Origin of the sequence: Paraburkholderia sp. BL6665CI2N2 (genome assembly GCF_004366535.1) — a bacterium.
Classification (GTDB): Bacteria; Pseudomonadota; Gammaproteobacteria; order Burkholderiales; family Burkholderiaceae; genus Paraburkholderia.
In genome coordinates this window covers 3,013,722-3,027,778 of record NZ_SORC01000001.1, presented here as the reverse complement: position 1 = coordinate 3,027,778, position 14,057 = coordinate 3,013,722, and the positions used below count along the sequence as shown (strand labels likewise).

15 protein-coding genes and 2 pseudogenes are annotated in these 14,057 nt (G+C 60.2%); 11 read left to right on the top strand and 6 right to left on the bottom strand.

The features are described from left to right. Positions 1 to 67: 67 nt before the first annotated feature. The 3 genes from B0G81_RS13465 to B0G81_RS13460 all read left to right on the top strand — a co-directional run bounded on the left by B0G81_RS13465 (position 68) and on the right by B0G81_RS13460 (position 1,128). Complete coding sequence (locus B0G81_RS13465; RefSeq protein ID WP_106286348.1) at positions 68 to 418, top strand: hypothetical protein; 351 nt, start codon at positions 68 to 70, stop codon at positions 416 to 418. A gap of 279 nt (positions 419 to 697) precedes the next feature. Beyond that, positions 698 to 856 carry a hypothetical protein gene (locus B0G81_RS43620; protein ID WP_166678989.1) on the top strand — a complete coding sequence of 53 codons (159 nt, stop codon included), beginning with the start codon at positions 698 to 700 and terminating at the stop codon, positions 854 to 856. A gap of 5 nt (positions 857 to 861) precedes the next feature. Continuing rightward, positions 862 to 1,128 carry an RNA-binding protein gene (locus B0G81_RS13460; RefSeq protein WP_106286333.1) on the top strand — a complete coding sequence of 89 codons (267 nt, stop codon included), beginning with the start codon at positions 862 to 864 and terminating at the stop codon, positions 1,126 to 1,128. A gap of 118 nt (positions 1,129 to 1,246) precedes the next feature. On the opposite strand, the gene nadE is transcribed toward B0G81_RS13460, so the two are convergent. After that, complete coding sequence (gene nadE / locus B0G81_RS13455; protein WP_134136162.1) at positions 1,247 to 2,107, bottom strand: ammonia-dependent NAD(+) synthetase; 861 nt, start codon at positions 2,105 to 2,107, stop codon at positions 1,247 to 1,249. Positions 2,108 to 2,436: 329 nt separating this feature from the next. Here nadE and B0G81_RS13450 point away from each other — a divergent pair, with 329 nt between their 5' ends. After that, entirely contained in the window at positions 2,437 to 3,423 is a 987-nt protein-coding gene (locus B0G81_RS13450) for a L,D-transpeptidase (protein WP_134143100.1), read from the top strand. A 52-nt stretch (positions 3,424 to 3,475) separates the two neighbouring features. Here B0G81_RS13450 and B0G81_RS13445 read toward each other — a convergent pair whose 3' ends face one another. The 3 genes and pseudogenes from B0G81_RS13445 to B0G81_RS44600 all read right to left on the bottom strand — a co-directional run. Continuing rightward, a complete protein-coding gene (locus B0G81_RS13445; protein ID WP_134136160.1) occupies positions 3,476 to 4,348 on the bottom strand; it encodes a DMT family transporter in 873 nt (290 codons plus the stop codon). A gap of 119 nt (positions 4,349 to 4,467) precedes the next feature. Then, positions 4,468 to 6,027, bottom strand: coding sequence for an AarF/UbiB family protein (locus tag B0G81_RS13440; protein WP_134136155.1), 1,560 nt, complete (start codon positions 6,025 to 6,027; stop codon positions 4,468 to 4,470). Positions 6,028 to 6,213: 186 nt separating this feature from the next. Next, positions 6,214 to 6,387 (bottom strand): annotated as a pseudogene (locus B0G81_RS44600) (aldehyde reductase); the annotation flags it as partial. A 325-nt stretch (positions 6,388 to 6,712) separates the two neighbouring features. Here B0G81_RS44600 and B0G81_RS13430 point away from each other — a divergent pair. After that, a complete protein-coding gene (locus B0G81_RS13430; protein ID WP_134136151.1) occupies positions 6,713 to 7,486 on the top strand; it encodes a YkgJ family cysteine cluster protein in 774 nt (257 codons plus the stop codon). 57 nt (positions 7,487 to 7,543) lie between these two features. Here B0G81_RS13430 and B0G81_RS13425 read toward each other — a convergent pair. Then, positions 7,544 to 7,759: pseudogene (locus tag B0G81_RS13425) on the bottom strand (IS5/IS1182 family transposase); the annotation flags it as partial. A 403-nt stretch (positions 7,760 to 8,162) separates the two neighbouring features. Between B0G81_RS13425 and B0G81_RS13420 the strand changes: the two are divergent. From B0G81_RS13420 to B0G81_RS45370, 6 genes are all read left to right on the top strand, one after another. Then, on the top strand, positions 8,163 to 9,389 hold the full coding sequence (locus B0G81_RS13420; RefSeq protein ID WP_208328530.1) for a DUF1214 domain-containing protein: 1,227 nt from the start codon (positions 8,163 to 8,165) through the stop codon (positions 9,387 to 9,389). 50 nt (positions 9,390 to 9,439) lie between these two features. Then, complete coding sequence (locus B0G81_RS13415) at positions 9,440 to 10,468, top strand: DUF1254 domain-containing protein (protein ID WP_134136145.1); 1,029 nt, start codon at positions 9,440 to 9,442, stop codon at positions 10,466 to 10,468. Positions 10,469 to 10,530: 62 nt separating this feature from the next. After that, positions 10,531 to 11,172: a glutathione S-transferase family protein gene (locus B0G81_RS13410; protein WP_134136142.1), complete on the top strand. Its 642-nt coding sequence runs from the start codon at positions 10,531 to 10,533 to the stop codon at positions 11,170 to 11,172. A 248-nt stretch (positions 11,173 to 11,420) separates the two neighbouring features. After that, entirely contained in the window at positions 11,421 to 12,170 is a 750-nt protein-coding gene (locus B0G81_RS13405) for a GNAT family N-acetyltransferase (protein ID WP_243856435.1), read from the top strand. A gap of 117 nt (positions 12,171 to 12,287) precedes the next feature. After that, on the top strand, positions 12,288 to 12,857 hold the full coding sequence (locus B0G81_RS13400) for a GNAT family N-acetyltransferase (protein WP_134136137.1): 570 nt from the start codon (positions 12,288 to 12,290) through the stop codon (positions 12,855 to 12,857). Positions 12,858 to 12,954: 97 nt separating this feature from the next. Beyond that, positions 12,955 to 13,173, top strand: a complete 219-nt coding sequence (locus tag B0G81_RS45370; protein ID WP_279590474.1) for an NUDIX domain-containing protein — start codon at positions 12,955 to 12,957, stop codon at positions 13,171 to 13,173. A gap of 268 nt (positions 13,174 to 13,441) precedes the next feature. Here B0G81_RS45370 and B0G81_RS13390 read toward each other — a convergent pair whose 3' ends face one another. After that, entirely contained in the window at positions 13,442 to 14,014 is a 573-nt protein-coding gene (locus B0G81_RS13390) for a GNAT family N-acetyltransferase (protein ID WP_134136134.1), read from the bottom strand. Positions 14,015 to 14,057: the final 43 nt, after the last annotated feature.

The following is a 14,057-nucleotide window of genomic DNA, read 5'->3' as shown; positions in this document are numbered from 1 at the left end:
GCATCTATTCAGCCGCGCGGCTTGCAACTCGCAGGCCGTGACCCCATCTAGTTTTCGGAGAATCATCATGATCCATTCACGTCTTGCCGCCATGGCTCTTTCTATCGGCTGCGTATTCGGCAGTGCTGCGGTGTTCGCCGCCGAGCCAGTGCATTGCGGCCAGGCCGACACGCTAAAGATTCGCGGCGATGTGCCCGCGGCCATCAGCTTCGACGTGTACCGCCAGTTGCGGCCGTTGAGCGCGCAACGTGTTGCGCTGTTCCAGTCGGCCGGCGAGGTGAAGCGCCTGCCCGACGGTCTGGCAGTATGCGAAATTGCTGATGACGGCGTCGACGATCCGTCCGCGGTGCTGGTTCAGCTGCCGCAAGGCAAGAACGCATGGTGGGTGAGTTCGGCCAACGTGCAAGCGGCGGACTGATCGCGACAACCAGCCCGCCTTTTGCGCAGGTCCCCCGCAGGATGCCGTGGCGATGCGTGTCGCGGCCCGGTTTTTGCATTCAGCGCCCGCGTTCCATGCGGTTGCCGGGCCTATCACGGGAAATGAACAGCTGTTTTGCTATTTTTGACGCCGCTTATTCAGGTACAGTGCATTGACGGCGATATTTAAGTCCGTTTTTTGACGACACTGTGTTACATCGCTTTTACTGTCGATTGTGGCTATCCTGAGTACAGGACGAAACTCGCAGGGGAGAATTAAATGATCGCCTTCTATCTGTCATTGGCCGCTTTGGGCGCCGCCGGTGCTGCATTGATCCGCCAACTCGCTGCCGAGCAGGCGAAACAGCGTGCCGCATTGCGCCCTGTGCGCGTGCAGTCCGCGGATCGTGGCGCTGGCCGCAACGCGCGCAGAGGGTAGGCCGCATGAACCTGATCGTGCGCAACATCGCGGAATCGTGCAGCGAGCAGGAAGTGCGGGAGTTCCTCAAGCACGAACTTGGGCATTACGCGAAAAACATCGAGGTGGTCGACGCCGGCAAGCCCAGTGCGTACGCCACGGTCGAACTGGACGCCGAAGTGCCCTATGTAGGCGAAGTGATCGCGCGGCAGATTCACGGCAAGCAGTTGGGCGGTCAAACGCTGGAAGCCAGCGCCGATCTGTTCACCGACGAACCGCCGGCGGCTCAGTAACCACCCGGCGCGATCGATTCACCCTCAATGCGTTGCGCGACGAGAGCGCGCGTAGCTGACACGCCGCGCAGCGCCCAGCACGGCGCATTCGGCGCGTCACCGCATACCCATCCCTTTCTCAATCTCCGCTTGTCTGCGCCGGCCAATCGAACGGCGTGTACGGCAACGCGCGCTTGTGACGCGTGACGTCGTAAAAGCGCAAGATGGTCTCGCGCGCCGCATTGCTCACCGGTTTGCGCTCCAGGAAGTCGTCGATAGCGTCGTATGGAATGCCATAGGCATCCTCGTCGGGCCGTTGCGGCCGCAACATTTCGAGGTCGGCAGTCGGCACCTTGTGCGCCAATGCTTCCGGCGCGCCCAGCGCTTTGGACAGCGCGCGCACGCGACGCTTATTGAGCCCCGTGAGCGGCAACACATCGGCGCCGCCGTCACCGAACTTCGTGAAGAAGCCCATCACCGATTCGGCCGCATGATCCGTACCGATGACCACGCCGGCCCGCGCACCCGCCACCGCGTATTGAGCGATCATGCGCTGCCGCGCCTTGATATTGCCGTGCACGAAGTCCTGTTGCGATTCGTCCTTGTAGAGCAGGCCACTTTGATCGAGCGCGGCGAGCATGGCATCGGCCGCGGCTTTGATATCGATGGTGAGATTTTCGTCCGCGCGAATAAAGCGCAATGCCTGCTGCGCGTCGGCTTCGTCTTTCTGTTCACCGTAAGGCAGACGTATTGCGACGAAGTGCGCGTCGTAATGTTCGGCGCGCAATCGCTCGACCGCGAGTTGCGCGAGCCGCCCCGCGGTTGTCGAGTCGACGCCGCCGCTGATCCCGAGCACGTACGTTTTCAGGCCGCTGCTACGCAGATAATTCGCGAGAAAGGCCACCCGGCGCTCGATTTCATATTCAGCATCGAACCCGGCGCTGATGTGCATTTCCTCAGAGATGCTTGCCTGGCGTGCGACTGGATCGTGTTGCGTCATGATTCCTTTTTGCTCCTTGCGCGCTCGCGCACATATCGAACCGTAACCGGCCCGGGTTCAATTCACCTTCGCACCGCTTTAAATCCGCCGCTTTGACCGGCAAAGACGTCCGCTTATTACAGGGGTATCAATGAGTCAGCGAATCTTCATCGACAGATCGCAATGTGCTTAGTAACATCCTCGTTCTGAGAGCGCCGCATGAGCCGGCGAGCAGTCAATAATAATCAGGTTTGCTCAAACACGCGATGAACCACACCAAGCGGCCTGGCCAGCCTGTAATAGACCATCTGTCTTTCGCGCCGGTCGATCGTCCGCGCGACGTGTCGTGTATGCCGCATCGACTTTCCGTGCGGGGCATCGCACGCGCGTTGCCTTCCTTGCGCCGTTTGGCACGCGCGTTGAGCGCCGCATTTTGCATGGCGTCATGCGGCGCGGCGGTCGCAGCTTCGGCGCCCGTCGCGGCATCGGCACCAAAGCAGGCGGATCGTCCGGTGGTTGCCGTCAGCGCGTCGGCTGTCGCGGCGCCGGATGCCGCCGGCGTGGTCGATCCGCGTCGCGCATTCATGCTGCGGGACGTGTTCGCGCAGAACGTCACACGCACGCTAAAAGTGCCGGCCGCGGATCAGCGAGCCTATGCCGATCGGCTGGTAGCCGCGCTCGGTGCGCACATGCTCGGCGATCTGTCGGGCGAGTATGTCGTGCTGGTCGATCGCAATGCCAATGTGCAGGCGCTCTTCATCTATTTTCGGGCCGCGCCGGCCGACGGTTGGCAGATGATCGGCGCGTCGCCGGTTTCGACGGGGCAGCCGGGCGAATACGACCACTTCATCACGCCACTCGGCGTATTCGAGCATACGCCGGCCAACATGGATTTCCGTTCGGAAGGCACGCAGAACGAAAACCATATTCGCGGCTACGGCAAGCGCGACATGCGGATTTTCGACCTCGGCTGGGCCCAGGGCGAGCGCGGTTGGGGCAAGGGCGGCATGTCGCAGATGCGTTTCCAGATGCACGCCACCGATCCCGACCATCTCGAATCGCTGCTCGGCATGCGTCACTCGAAGGGTTGCGTGCGCATTCCCGCGTCGCTCAATTCGTTTATCGATCACTACGGCATTCTCGACGCCGAATATGTTGCGCTCGTCGAGTCGGGTAAGTCGCTGTGGGTGTTGAAAAGCGATCGACAGGTGACGCCGTGGGCGGGGCGTTACATTGCCGTGGTGGATTCGGCGCGCAAGAGCCGCCCGGTGTGGGCGCCTGCGCCCGGCAGCAAGGCGCGCGCCAAAGTGCCGGCCGGAGCGGACACGGCGGATTGATTCGAGGCGGTACTCGTCGGGCCCGCGCCGCTCGTTTTGAGCAAGCCGCCCATCACGACCGCGCGAGCAAGACGCCCACCAACGCAACCGCGAACCCTGCAATCTGCAGCGGCACCAGCGTCTCGCCGAAGCCCACATAGCCTTCGAGCGCGGCGAGCGGCGGTGCGAGAAACATCAGCGCAGTCGCGCGCGCCGCGTCGCCGCGTCTGATCATCCACACCAGCAAGGTCACGCTGATCCCGGAAAGCATCACGATCCCCCACGCGAGCGATCCCCACAGCGTGGCGGACGCAATCCAGCGATGTTCACCGAGCGCAAGCGCAAGCCCGGCCGCGACAAGCGCCGCGCCGAAGTTCTGCACCGCGCTCGCGCTGCGAATATCGGCCTTGGCCAAAGAAGTCTTCTGGAACAAGGTGCCCGCCGTAATCGCGCCGATCGCGGCGATCGAAATCAGCACGACGAGCCAGGTGGGCGCGCTGCCGTGCGGCGTCGGTGCGGTGGCCGCCGTCAGCTTCGGTTCGAGCACCAGCACGACGCCCGCAAGGCCGAGCGCCATGCCGGTCCAGCCGCGCCGCGACAGGCGTTCGCCGAAGAGCGGCGCCGCAACCGCGGCCGTCGCGAGCGGTTGCAGCGCGCCGAGCAAAGCCATCACGCCCGCGCTCAAGCCTTGGGCGACGGCCCAGTAGCCCGCGCCGAGATAGACGCCTTGCAGAAGCGCGCCCGCTACCAGATGTTTGCCGAAGTCGCGCCCGCGGGGCCACGCGGCCCGTGCAAACAGCGCGGCCAGCGCGAATATCAGCGCCGTGCCGCCGAAGCGCGCGAGCAGGAACAGGTTAGGATCCGCATACGGTGTAATCGCGCGGGCGACCACGAAACCGGTCGACCACAACACGACGAAAACAGCGGCGATAAAGGAAGCGAGCATCGGCAAGCGTCAAGAGAAAAGCCGCCATCTTGTCGGGAGACGCAACGCGCGTCTTGCTTGAAACTGCAATCGGCCGAACGTGTTGGCGGAGTGTGGTTTGAACCGCGAACCGGCGCACTTCACCACATCAGCAGCACCGTCCCCGCGCCGAGCACGCCGCCGCACACCGCGCACGCCCACAGCAGCACCCGCGTGCGGCGGTACTCGCGGCCGATCTCCGTCATCAGTTGCGCATTCTGCTGCGGCGTGCGCGCGAGATCGTGCTCGTGTTGCAAATAGCGCACCGCCAGTTGCGGCACGCGCGGCAGCATATGCGCGAGATGCGGCAACTCGCGGCCGATCCGTTTGAGCCAGCCGCGGTGATCGACGTCGCGCCGCGCGATATCCGCCAGCACGCCGCGGGTGATATTCCACGTGTCGACGCCGGGATGCAGCGCGCGCGCCAGCAGTTCCGCTTGATGAAACGACCGCTGGGCGGTCGCGAGCCGCGCGGGCACCGCGCCCTCGAACGGATGCACCGCATGCAGCAGATGATGAAACAGCGAACCTGCCGAACGGTCTTCCGGCGCGGCCGCGAAATGCGCCTCCGCGCGCGTGCGCAACTCGGCTTCGAGCACTTCGGCGCGCGTGTCGTGCGGCACGTGCCCGGCATCGCGATGCATTTCGGCGAGCCGCCCGTAGTCCTGTTCGAATAGCGCGGTTGCGCCGTGCACGAAGAACTCGCGCTCGCCGGTCGAGAGACTCGACATGATCGAGAATTCCGCCAGCACGAGGCGCCCCAGCGTGTCCGGGTCGATGCTCACGCGCACGCGGCGCGCGTCGAGCGTGGCGTGAAAGAAACCATGCTCGAACGCCTGCTCGGTCACCACTTCGACGATATGCGCGGCGAGCGGCGCGAGTTTGATGTGATGCGCATGCAGTCCGGGCAGGTCGCTCGCCGGCAAGGTGCTGACGCGTTGCATGGTCAGCGTATAGGCGGTGCAGAGATCCCAGATCACGTCCGGCACGACGATGCGCTTGTCGTCGTCGAAATGATGGCCGGTCTGGCTCAGATTGGCGGCTTCGGCACGCAGATCGAAGCGGCGCAGGATGTCGTCCGTGAAGGTCTGCGCCAGCGTGCGCAATTGCAGGCGGCGCGCGGTGCCGGAAAACTTCTCCAGCCAGCGCGCGACCCAGCGCAGCAGCGCGAGTTCATCGCCGATCTGTTGCAACTGGTCGGCGCGCACCAGCTTGATGGCGACTTCGTAATGGCCGTTCACCGGCACGATGAGCCGCGCGAGATGCGTCTGTTCGGCGAAGCCGCTGCGCACCGGCACCAGATCCACGGCGCTGAACAGCGTGGCGAGCGGCCTGCCGAAAGCGCGCGCGAGCGCCTGTTCGGACTCGTGCGGCGGTAGCGGGGCTTCCATGTGATCGATCGCGTCGATGGCGTCGTGCAAGGTGCCGGTCGCGAGCTCGGGCCGTTCGGCCAGCGTTTGCGCGAACCGGGCCGCCAGCGGCCCGAGTGCCGGCAGCACACCGCTCAGGCTCTTGCCGCTGCGTTCAGCCGCATGCAAGCGGCCGATCAGCTCGATCATCCAGTGCAGCTTGTGGTCTTGCGGCGCGGCAAGCCAGATCAGGCGCGCGCCGTAACGCAGCGCGTGGAACAGCAGCAGTAGACGGCGAAACAGTGGCGGCATCGGCAGTTCGGTTGATGGGCCACGCGGCGTCCCCGTCTCTTGAGGGGCGCTCGCGCACGGCCAAGGCGGTTAGGTTAGCAGGTAAGCGCGGCAAGGGAGCATTGCCGCGCGACGCGTAACACAATACCCCGGCCTTTCCTAACCGTGGCGAAACTTGAGCGTGCGGGCATCTGTACAAAACAACGCCCCAATGCGCGCTTTGAGCACCTGAGCGACGTCGGCAAGCCACATGCTCTCGCCAGCGATGGCAAGAAAGCGCTCGCCGCTGGCGGCTTCGTGAGTCATAGCCCGCACATGCAGATCGGCCACGTCCCGCACGTCGACGAAGCCGGAATTGATTCTTGGATTGCCGGGCTGGCCTTTCGAGCCATCGTCAAGTCGATTCCGGAGCGCGGACTTGCCATGGCAATCTTTGCCAACAACCAGTTGACAGTATTTCCGGAAGCCGTTCGCTCGGAGTTGCTCGAGCGCATGCTTGCACCGTCAGGGCTGGATTTTCAAAGGCAGATTCACGCAATGGACTAAAAATAAAAGTCGTGGCCTGTAATGTCTGGCGCTTTCACGCGACTAAGCCCGACTGTTTCAGCTAAGCGGTAACCACACGGGGGCGTCCGCACTCTTGTGTGTCTGCCGGACTTGTAGCTGGATAACCGGACCGCGTCGCGCGACGCAAGGGCTATGAGACATGGATATCGATTTTGCCTGCACGATGTGTGGCAAGTGTTGCCACGACCTGCGTTTGCCATTGACAGTGAGCGAGGCGATTGCCTGGCTGGAGCACGGCGACGAAGTGCAGATTCTTTGCGAGGCGCTGCCGTGGCCAGAAGAGCCCGCTGAGGACAATCTTCAGGCGGCGCAAAAACGTCGTCGATCGTTTGCCGCGATGAGTGGGTCCTTGCCGGCGAGAATCGTGGTCATTCTGGCGGGCACGCATCCGGGACCATGCCCGAATCTTAGGGACGACATGCGCTGCGGTATCTATGAACAGAGGCCGTTGGTATGCCGGATCTATCCGGCGGAAATCAATCCATTCATCGCGCTGACACCCGCGCATAAAGCGTGTCCGCCCGACGCCTGGACGCCGGGATTGCCACCGTTGTTGCGCGCTGGCAAGCTGGTCGATGCGGGCGTCGCGCAACTGATCCAGCAGTCGCGCGATGCCGATGAGAAAGACGTTCCCGTCAAGCAGCAGGTGTGTGCGGCAATGGGTATCGATCAGGCGGCGGTGTCGAACGAAGGCTTTGTCGCGTATTCGCCCGATCGCGCCGATCTGCTGGCAGCGTTGCGTCAGGCGGGCAACGAACCCAGCATTCCTACTATGCCTCCAACGTGGCATTTCGTGTCGAAGCGCGGAACGACGGTCGATGTTCTTGCGTCGGTGGGAGCGCTCAGTTCTCTCGTCGATGCGAACAGTGCTCCGAGGTTCGAATACCTGGGGTTTTCGGTGGAATCTGAATGAAGCGTAGGGCAGTAGAGAGTGCGCGTGCTGACCAGTTTCGTCCGAGATACGGCATTGGTATCGCTGCACGCTTTTCATGATCTGCTGCCGACGCTTATCGAGCTTGCTAGCCGTGCAGTTCCTGTCGCGACTGTATGACGCCTTGAATTTGCTACCGTCGATGGTCACCATGTCACTGGATAGTAGCGTCAGCCCGCGACATAGTTCGACGAAACGCCCGCATACATTGCGAATCGCTGCGCCGCTGTCACGGCGAAAGTCGGCGATCGTCTGTCCTGTCCTATTTTTTCGTCGACACATTAGGAAGTAGTGCGACCTGGTTGCGGGCATCGCCTTCGACGAATCGCTTCATGAGTCGCCCGGTCTCGGCGCGTTGACTCAGTTCAGGCGCTAACGTTTTGACACACTCTGTGTCCTCTCGGTCGTTGACCATTGGCATTAGGGCAAGCTTCCAAAGCTTGCAATTTCTCCAGAAAGTTTCAACAATGCTCAGACAGGGACAGAACACAGCGACATCCCTTTCGAACGGAGGTAGTACACGCATGGTTGCGCGGCGGCGAGGCGGGTATTTGCAAGCGGTGTAGTAGCGTTGGCTCTCGCAGCCGGCATTGGAATCCCAGGTGCGGCGTTTTCGCAGTCGCAAACGGCGGCAGTTGCGAAACCCGATGAACGTACCGTGACTGACGCCTACATATACCTACTGGGCCGTCTCCTGGTGATCCGGCAGGAGAAAGTGGACCGTGCAGCGCCTGACTTTGCGTGGAATGCGATCAGGTACAACCCGCTCGGATCAGCCGATTTCGCCAACCCCAACTTCGACGTGGCGTATATGGAGGGGTGGATTGCAACCGATGATCACGCCGGCGTGTTATTGGAAGTACCTGAAATCAAGGGGCGCTACTATACGGCGCAAGTCCTCGATGAATGGGGCGAAGTCATCGCCAATATCAACGAGCGGACCTTTCCTTCCAAACCCTATGGGAAATTCGCGCTGGTCAAGCCTGGCTCGACAGTTGCGATCCCGCCTGATGCAGCACGCATCGAACTTCATTCCAGCAAGGCAAAGTTGCTCGCGCGCGTCGAGATAAAGGGCGACCGCGACGGCGCGCTCGCCCTGCAGAAGCAGTTCAAGCTCACTCCACTTGGCGACGTGGCGACATCGCCGTCGCCGACCATTGGTGAGTTTGACAACGCAACACTGTTGGGAGCGGAAGCGTTCGATAACGTAGATGCCGCATTCGCGAGTGCTCTCGATGTGTCGCCTGTCGCAGCGCGGATGCAGCAGCAGGTGCGGTCGGTTGCCGCCTACGTGGCATCGGGTCCGGCCGCACGCGCCGAAATCGATAGACTCCTGCGCGACAAGATCGTGCCGGACTTTGTGAAGAACGCCATTGCGAAAAGCGGGCCCGTTCATAAGCATTGGGTTGGCGGCGCTCAGACCGGCAACTACGGCAGCGACTACTCATTGCGCACCGTCGTGAACTACGCGGGCATCTGGGCGAATGTGACCGATGAGGTCATTTACTTTTTCGCCGGCAGCGACGCCGGCAACAAGCCGCTGGACGGTAGCAAGAGCTACGTGATCCATTTCCCCGCGAACAGTTTGCCGTCGAGCGTGGTGAACGGCTATTGGTCCGTGATTCTGGTCGGCGTGCCCGACTATCGCGTGGTGCCCAACCCGCTGAACCGCTTCAATTTCAACAGCTACTCTAGTCTCACGAAAGAGCCAGATGGATCACTGAAAATCGCGATCGGCCCGCAACCTGTCAAGGGCGTGCCGCAAACGAACTGGCTGCCATCCGCGCCTGGCAAACAATTCTCGCTGACGTTTCGCACGTACGTGCCCAAGGACATCGTCAAGCAGGGTAAATGGGCTCCGCCAGCCGTTACCGAAGTGCGTTGACGCGCTTGCGCTACGACGCCATTCCAGGTCAGATAAGCAAAAGGACAGGTATGAAATACTCAATCACGTTGGCAACGCTTCTGTTTGCCGCTGGAGTCGTGGCCGCCCAGACCCAGTCGTCTGGCGGATCGCCCGTACCGGTAACAGTCGACAATTTTGTTCGCGCCGAGTCGGACCTGTATTTCACTTCACTGGTGAAGCAAGGGACCCTTGGCAAGTTGGAACACCGCCGGGAGCCTGCACCGATTGATCATCAGACGGTCATACGCCTGAACCGCGACACGCTCTATACGTCGGGCGTGTTCGATCTCGATGCGGGGCCGGTTACGATCGACATGCCTGATCCTGGCAAGCGCTTCATGGCGTTACAGATCATCAATGAGGATCAGTATGTGCCGAACGTCTTCTACGGCGAAGGCACGCATGTCCTCACGCGGGAGAGCGTCGGCACGCGTTACGTTGCCGTTGCGATTCGAACCCTTGTCGAGCCGTCTAGCCCGGAGGACATCGAGCAGGTTCACAAGCTACAGGACTCGATCACAGTAAGCCAGAAGACGCCTGGCAAGCTCGATCTGCCGAACTGGGATCCGGTAAGTCAGAAAAAGGTCCGCGACGCGCTACTGGTTCTTGCGTCGACGATTCCAGATTTCAAGCACGCCTTCGGTACCAAAGAGGAAGTCGACCCGGTGCGACGCCTGCTCGGAGCCGCTGCGGCATGGGGAGGCAATCCGGACAGGGACGCGCTTTACCTCAACTTCACACCACCGCGAAACGACGGGAAGACGGTCTATCGACTGGTGGTTAAAAACGTTCCCGTGGACGCCTTCTGGTCGGTGAGCCTCTACAATGCACGGGGCTATTTTCAAAAGAACTCGTCGAACGCGTACTCGATCAATGACCTTACTGCAAAAAAGGGCGCTGACGGTTCGATCGCCATACAGTTCGGTGGCTGCGATGGCCACGTCGAAAATTGCCTTCCGATCGTTGCCGGATGGAACTATACGGTGCGACTCTATCGGCCACGTGCTGAGATTCTGAACGGCGCATGGACGTTTCCGGATGCCACTCCAGTCAATTGACGAGATGATTCGCGCATAGCCTACCGACTACGCGCCCTCTCGTACGCGAATGGAGCGATCCTGTGACAACGACCGAAGTGGTGAAACTGTACGGAGCAGCATGGAGTGTGTACGTGCGAATCGTCCGGCTGGCTCTGGAAGAGAAGCAGATCAAATACAGTCTGGTCGAGGTAGACGTATTCGCAGCGAGCGGCGTTGCGAAGGAGCATTTGGAACGCCATCCGTTCGGTCGCGTTCCGGCCTTCGAGCATGGCGATTTCCATCTTTACGAGACAAGCGCGATCGTGCGTTATATCGACGAAGCTTTCCCCGGCGTCAAGCTGCAGCCGAGAGATCCGAAAGCTCGTGCCAGGGCAAACCAGATTATCGCGATACTGGATGCCTATGCATATCGAACGCTGGTTTGGGACATATACGTTGAACGCGTAGTTTCAGCCCGCGAAGGCCGTCTGGCAAACGAGCCGAAGATCGCCGCCGCGCTGTCGCGTGCCGCTGTGTGTTTATCTGAGTTGACCCGCCTGTCGGATGACCAGGGGTTCCTGATTGGCGATGAAGTGACACTTGCCGATCTGCACGCCGCTCCGATCTTCGCGTGCTTCATGCAGGCTCATGAAGCGGCTTCTTTAATGGAAGGATGCGGAAAATTGAACCATTGGTGGCGGCGATTCTCCACCCGCGAGAGCATGTCACGGACGCAGCCGTGATGAGCGGCGTGCGGTACGCAACGGCCAATTTCGGCCGGTCGACACGACCCGGCAGATCGCTGACAATCGCAACCATGGAGCCGGATTTTAACGAGGCCTCAGCGCGTTGTGATCCGCCCTAAGCGAAGAATCAATACGCATAAAAGCAGAAGAACGATTTCCGTTCGTTGATAACAATACTAAAAATGCACCACTTTCCCGATAACCTCGGTCTCGCTACTGATCTATTGCTGCACACGGAAACCGGGATGGTCGAGTCACGGGATGACTATATCGTCGTTCGCACACCAGGCGCGCCCGAGTACTTTTTCGGCAACATGCTGGTCCTGCAGCAGGAACCAGCGGAAAGTGATCTGAAACGGCTGGAGCATGATTTTGCCCAACTCATCGGGACACCACCGCTGATTGCACACCGGACATTTGCGTGGCCGGAAAGCGCCGACAGCGTGGTGACCCTCGACGCGTTCGTGAAACAAGGCTACGAGGCGACTGTCTGTAGGGTGCTGGTGGCCCATCCTGATGAGATAAATCAAGTTGCGACCAATTCATTGGTCAAGGTGCGCCCGTTTGCCATGCAACAGGAATGGGACGATTGGTCCCGAATGCAACTCGCCGACATGCCAAATCCGACGGGCATTAGCTCGCAGCGTTACATGGCGCATCAACAGAGGGCTTACAGGAACCTGATCGAACGCGGTCTGGGAAACTGGTGGGGAGCTTTTATCGATGATGAGCAGGTGGGAAGTCTTGGTTTATTCTTCCTCGACGGCATTGGACGTTTCCAGGCAGTTATTACCGAGACACGGCATAGAAACAAAAATATCTGCAAGACTTCGGTAAGCGAGGTTGTCAAGCTGACCGCCGGACGCTCGGACCGGCTTGTCATGGTTGCAGATGAAACCTACCATGCCGGAGCGATCTACGAGGCGATGGGTTTCCGGCAGCAAGGCCGCGTCGCCAGCTTGTGTCGAGAGCCGGGTAATACAACCGGGCGCTGATCCATGCGGAGCGATTCGACGCTCAAGGGCATCCGGCAAAGTTCGGCTATTTTGAGCCATTCGACGGCACCGCTTCAACTGTTGACAATCTTTGCTCCCTGACACGCACCGAACAAAATGCGCGCAATTGAACTGTTGAGACCTACGACCGCATTGCTGCCGAGCTATGTTTCGGCCCTTGAGACGGGATGGTCACCGGACAATGTTCGTAAAGACGTCGCTGCGCGCGAACAATTGCACGCTATCGAAGTGAACGCGGAGGCATTTGTCGACGGCCTGGATGACCCAACCGCATCGGGCGGCCCGATTCCTTTGCCCGATGGCTCGACCGTCGCGCGTCTGCCAAGCATTGTCCGATGGATCTGGGACGGCGAAGTTAGCGGTGCAATCGGATTTCGTTGGCAGTCTGGAACCGCCGAATTGCCGCCGAATGTACTCGGACATATCGGCTTCTCAGTCGTACCGTGGAAGAGAGGCAACGGCTACGCCAGGCAGGCGCTCAATTTAATGCTGGGCGAAGCGAGGCGACAAAGTTTGTCCTACGTCGAGCTAACGGTTGACCCGGAGAATTTAGCCTCGCAGCGGGTTATCGCAGCATGCAATGGTGTCTTGATCGAGCGCTTCAAAAAGACGGCGGCCTATGGGTTCGCTGAGTCTCTTCGCTACCGCATTGCGCTAGATCACTGAGGTTTAGTTGGGGCTCTGTTCGGTCAGGAAGGGTCGATCGACTACACCCCCCTAAATCGCCGACAGTCCGATAACTAGGAACTCATCGGGGGGGGAGGTGTCGCTGCACGTTGATAACGAAAGCTACATCAGTTGGCTGAGGAAAAAGGTTGGTAGCGATTTGCTATTGAGTCCCTCCGTTGCAGCCGTGATTCACGATAACGAAGGCAAACTGCTCCTTCAGGAAAAGTCGTCAGGTGAGGCGTGGAGTTTGCCAGCCGGCGGAATTGAACTGGGAGAAAGTGGCATGAGGCTCCTCTGGCGTAGGTCGGATTAGTCACGTCGCAGCTGAAGTAGGTGGCAACTTGCGAGCACCTAGTCGTCAAATGGAAGACAAAACCTCACTTTCGTTCGTCTGGGCTAGGCGCCGCAAAATGGGTAAGGGGCGAATCGGGGGAGTGCGCCGCTTCCGTTCGTCGCGTGACCACCATCGCGGCAGAGAATGCAGCAGTGGTAAGCCAATTCCGGTAGGTCGACACCCCGAAGTGGATTTGCGCCGTCGTTGAGAGTTCAGCCTCTCAAGGGACAGTGGCAAGGTCATCGGTCTAGCGCCAGTTAGTGTCTGTATAGGCCACACGTTCACGTTCAAGCAGACCATACAACGCGCTATCTGACACCTCGTCGCCAACTATCCAACGATCACGCAACAGTCCTTCACGGATAAACCCGAGCCGCTCGAGAAGACGCGCCGAGGCTGAATTCCGTGGGTCGATATCCGCTTCAATCCGGTGTAAATTTAGCGTGCCGAAACCATGCTCGATTAGCGCGGAAGCCGCCTCTTGCATAAATCCGTTTCCCCAATGCTTGCGTTTAAGACTAAAGCCTATCTCCGCGCGCCGGCATTGCTCGTTCGCATTAAAGAGAGCGCAGTCGCCGAGCACTTCGCGAGTCGCCCGCAATTCAACTACGCAGATAAAATCCTGGCCGTCGGCTGACGTCTTCAATTTGCGTGAGACGCGATCCGTTGCCTGGTCTAGCGATGTCATCGCTCGAAACGGAAAATAGCGCATTGCCTCAGGATCTGACCAGATCGCAAACAGCCCTTGCGCGTCGTCATAGCGCAGCGGCCGCAGAATGAGACGAGGGGTAGACAATGCGACCGGTTCAAAGGCTGTCATGACGAAGGCGTTGCATCGCGAAAGGATAGTTCTATTGAAGCAT

Excerpts from the sequence above, each read along its gene's own strand:
- B0G81_RS13465 (WP_106286348.1), top strand. The coding sequence starts at position 68 with ATGATCCATTCACGTCTTGCCGCCATGGCTCTTTCTATCGGCTGCGTA.
- B0G81_RS43620 (WP_166678989.1), top strand. The coding sequence starts at position 698 with ATGATCGCCTTCTATCTGTCATTGGCCGCTTTGGGCGCCGCCGGTGCT.
- B0G81_RS13460 (WP_106286333.1), top strand. The coding sequence starts at position 862 with ATGAACCTGATCGTGCGCAACATCGCGGAATCGTGCAGCGAGCAGGAA.
- nadE (WP_134136162.1), bottom strand. The coding sequence starts at position 2,107 with ATGACGCAACACGATCCAGTCGCACGCCAGGCAAGCATCTCTGAGGAA.
- B0G81_RS13450 (WP_134143100.1), top strand. The coding sequence starts at position 2,437 with ATGCCGCATCGACTTTCCGTGCGGGGCATCGCACGCGCGTTGCCTTCC.
- B0G81_RS13445 (WP_134136160.1), bottom strand. The coding sequence starts at position 4,348 with ATGCTCGCTTCCTTTATCGCCGCTGTTTTCGTCGTGTTGTGGTCGACC.
- B0G81_RS13440 (WP_134136155.1), bottom strand. The coding sequence starts at position 6,027 with ATGCCGCCACTGTTTCGCCGTCTACTGCTGCTGTTCCACGCGCTGCGT.
- B0G81_RS13430 (WP_134136151.1), top strand. The coding sequence starts at position 6,713 with ATGGATATCGATTTTGCCTGCACGATGTGTGGCAAGTGTTGCCACGAC.
- B0G81_RS13415 (WP_134136145.1), top strand. The coding sequence starts at position 9,440 with ATGAAATACTCAATCACGTTGGCAACGCTTCTGTTTGCCGCTGGAGTC.
- B0G81_RS13405 (WP_243856435.1), top strand. The coding sequence starts at position 11,421 with ATGGTCGAGTCACGGGATGACTATATCGTCGTTCGCACACCAGGCGCG.
- B0G81_RS13400 (WP_134136137.1), top strand. The coding sequence starts at position 12,288 with ATGCGCGCAATTGAACTGTTGAGACCTACGACCGCATTGCTGCCGAGC.
- B0G81_RS13390 (WP_134136134.1), bottom strand. The coding sequence starts at position 14,014 with ATGACAGCCTTTGAACCGGTCGCATTGTCTACCCCTCGTCTCATTCTG.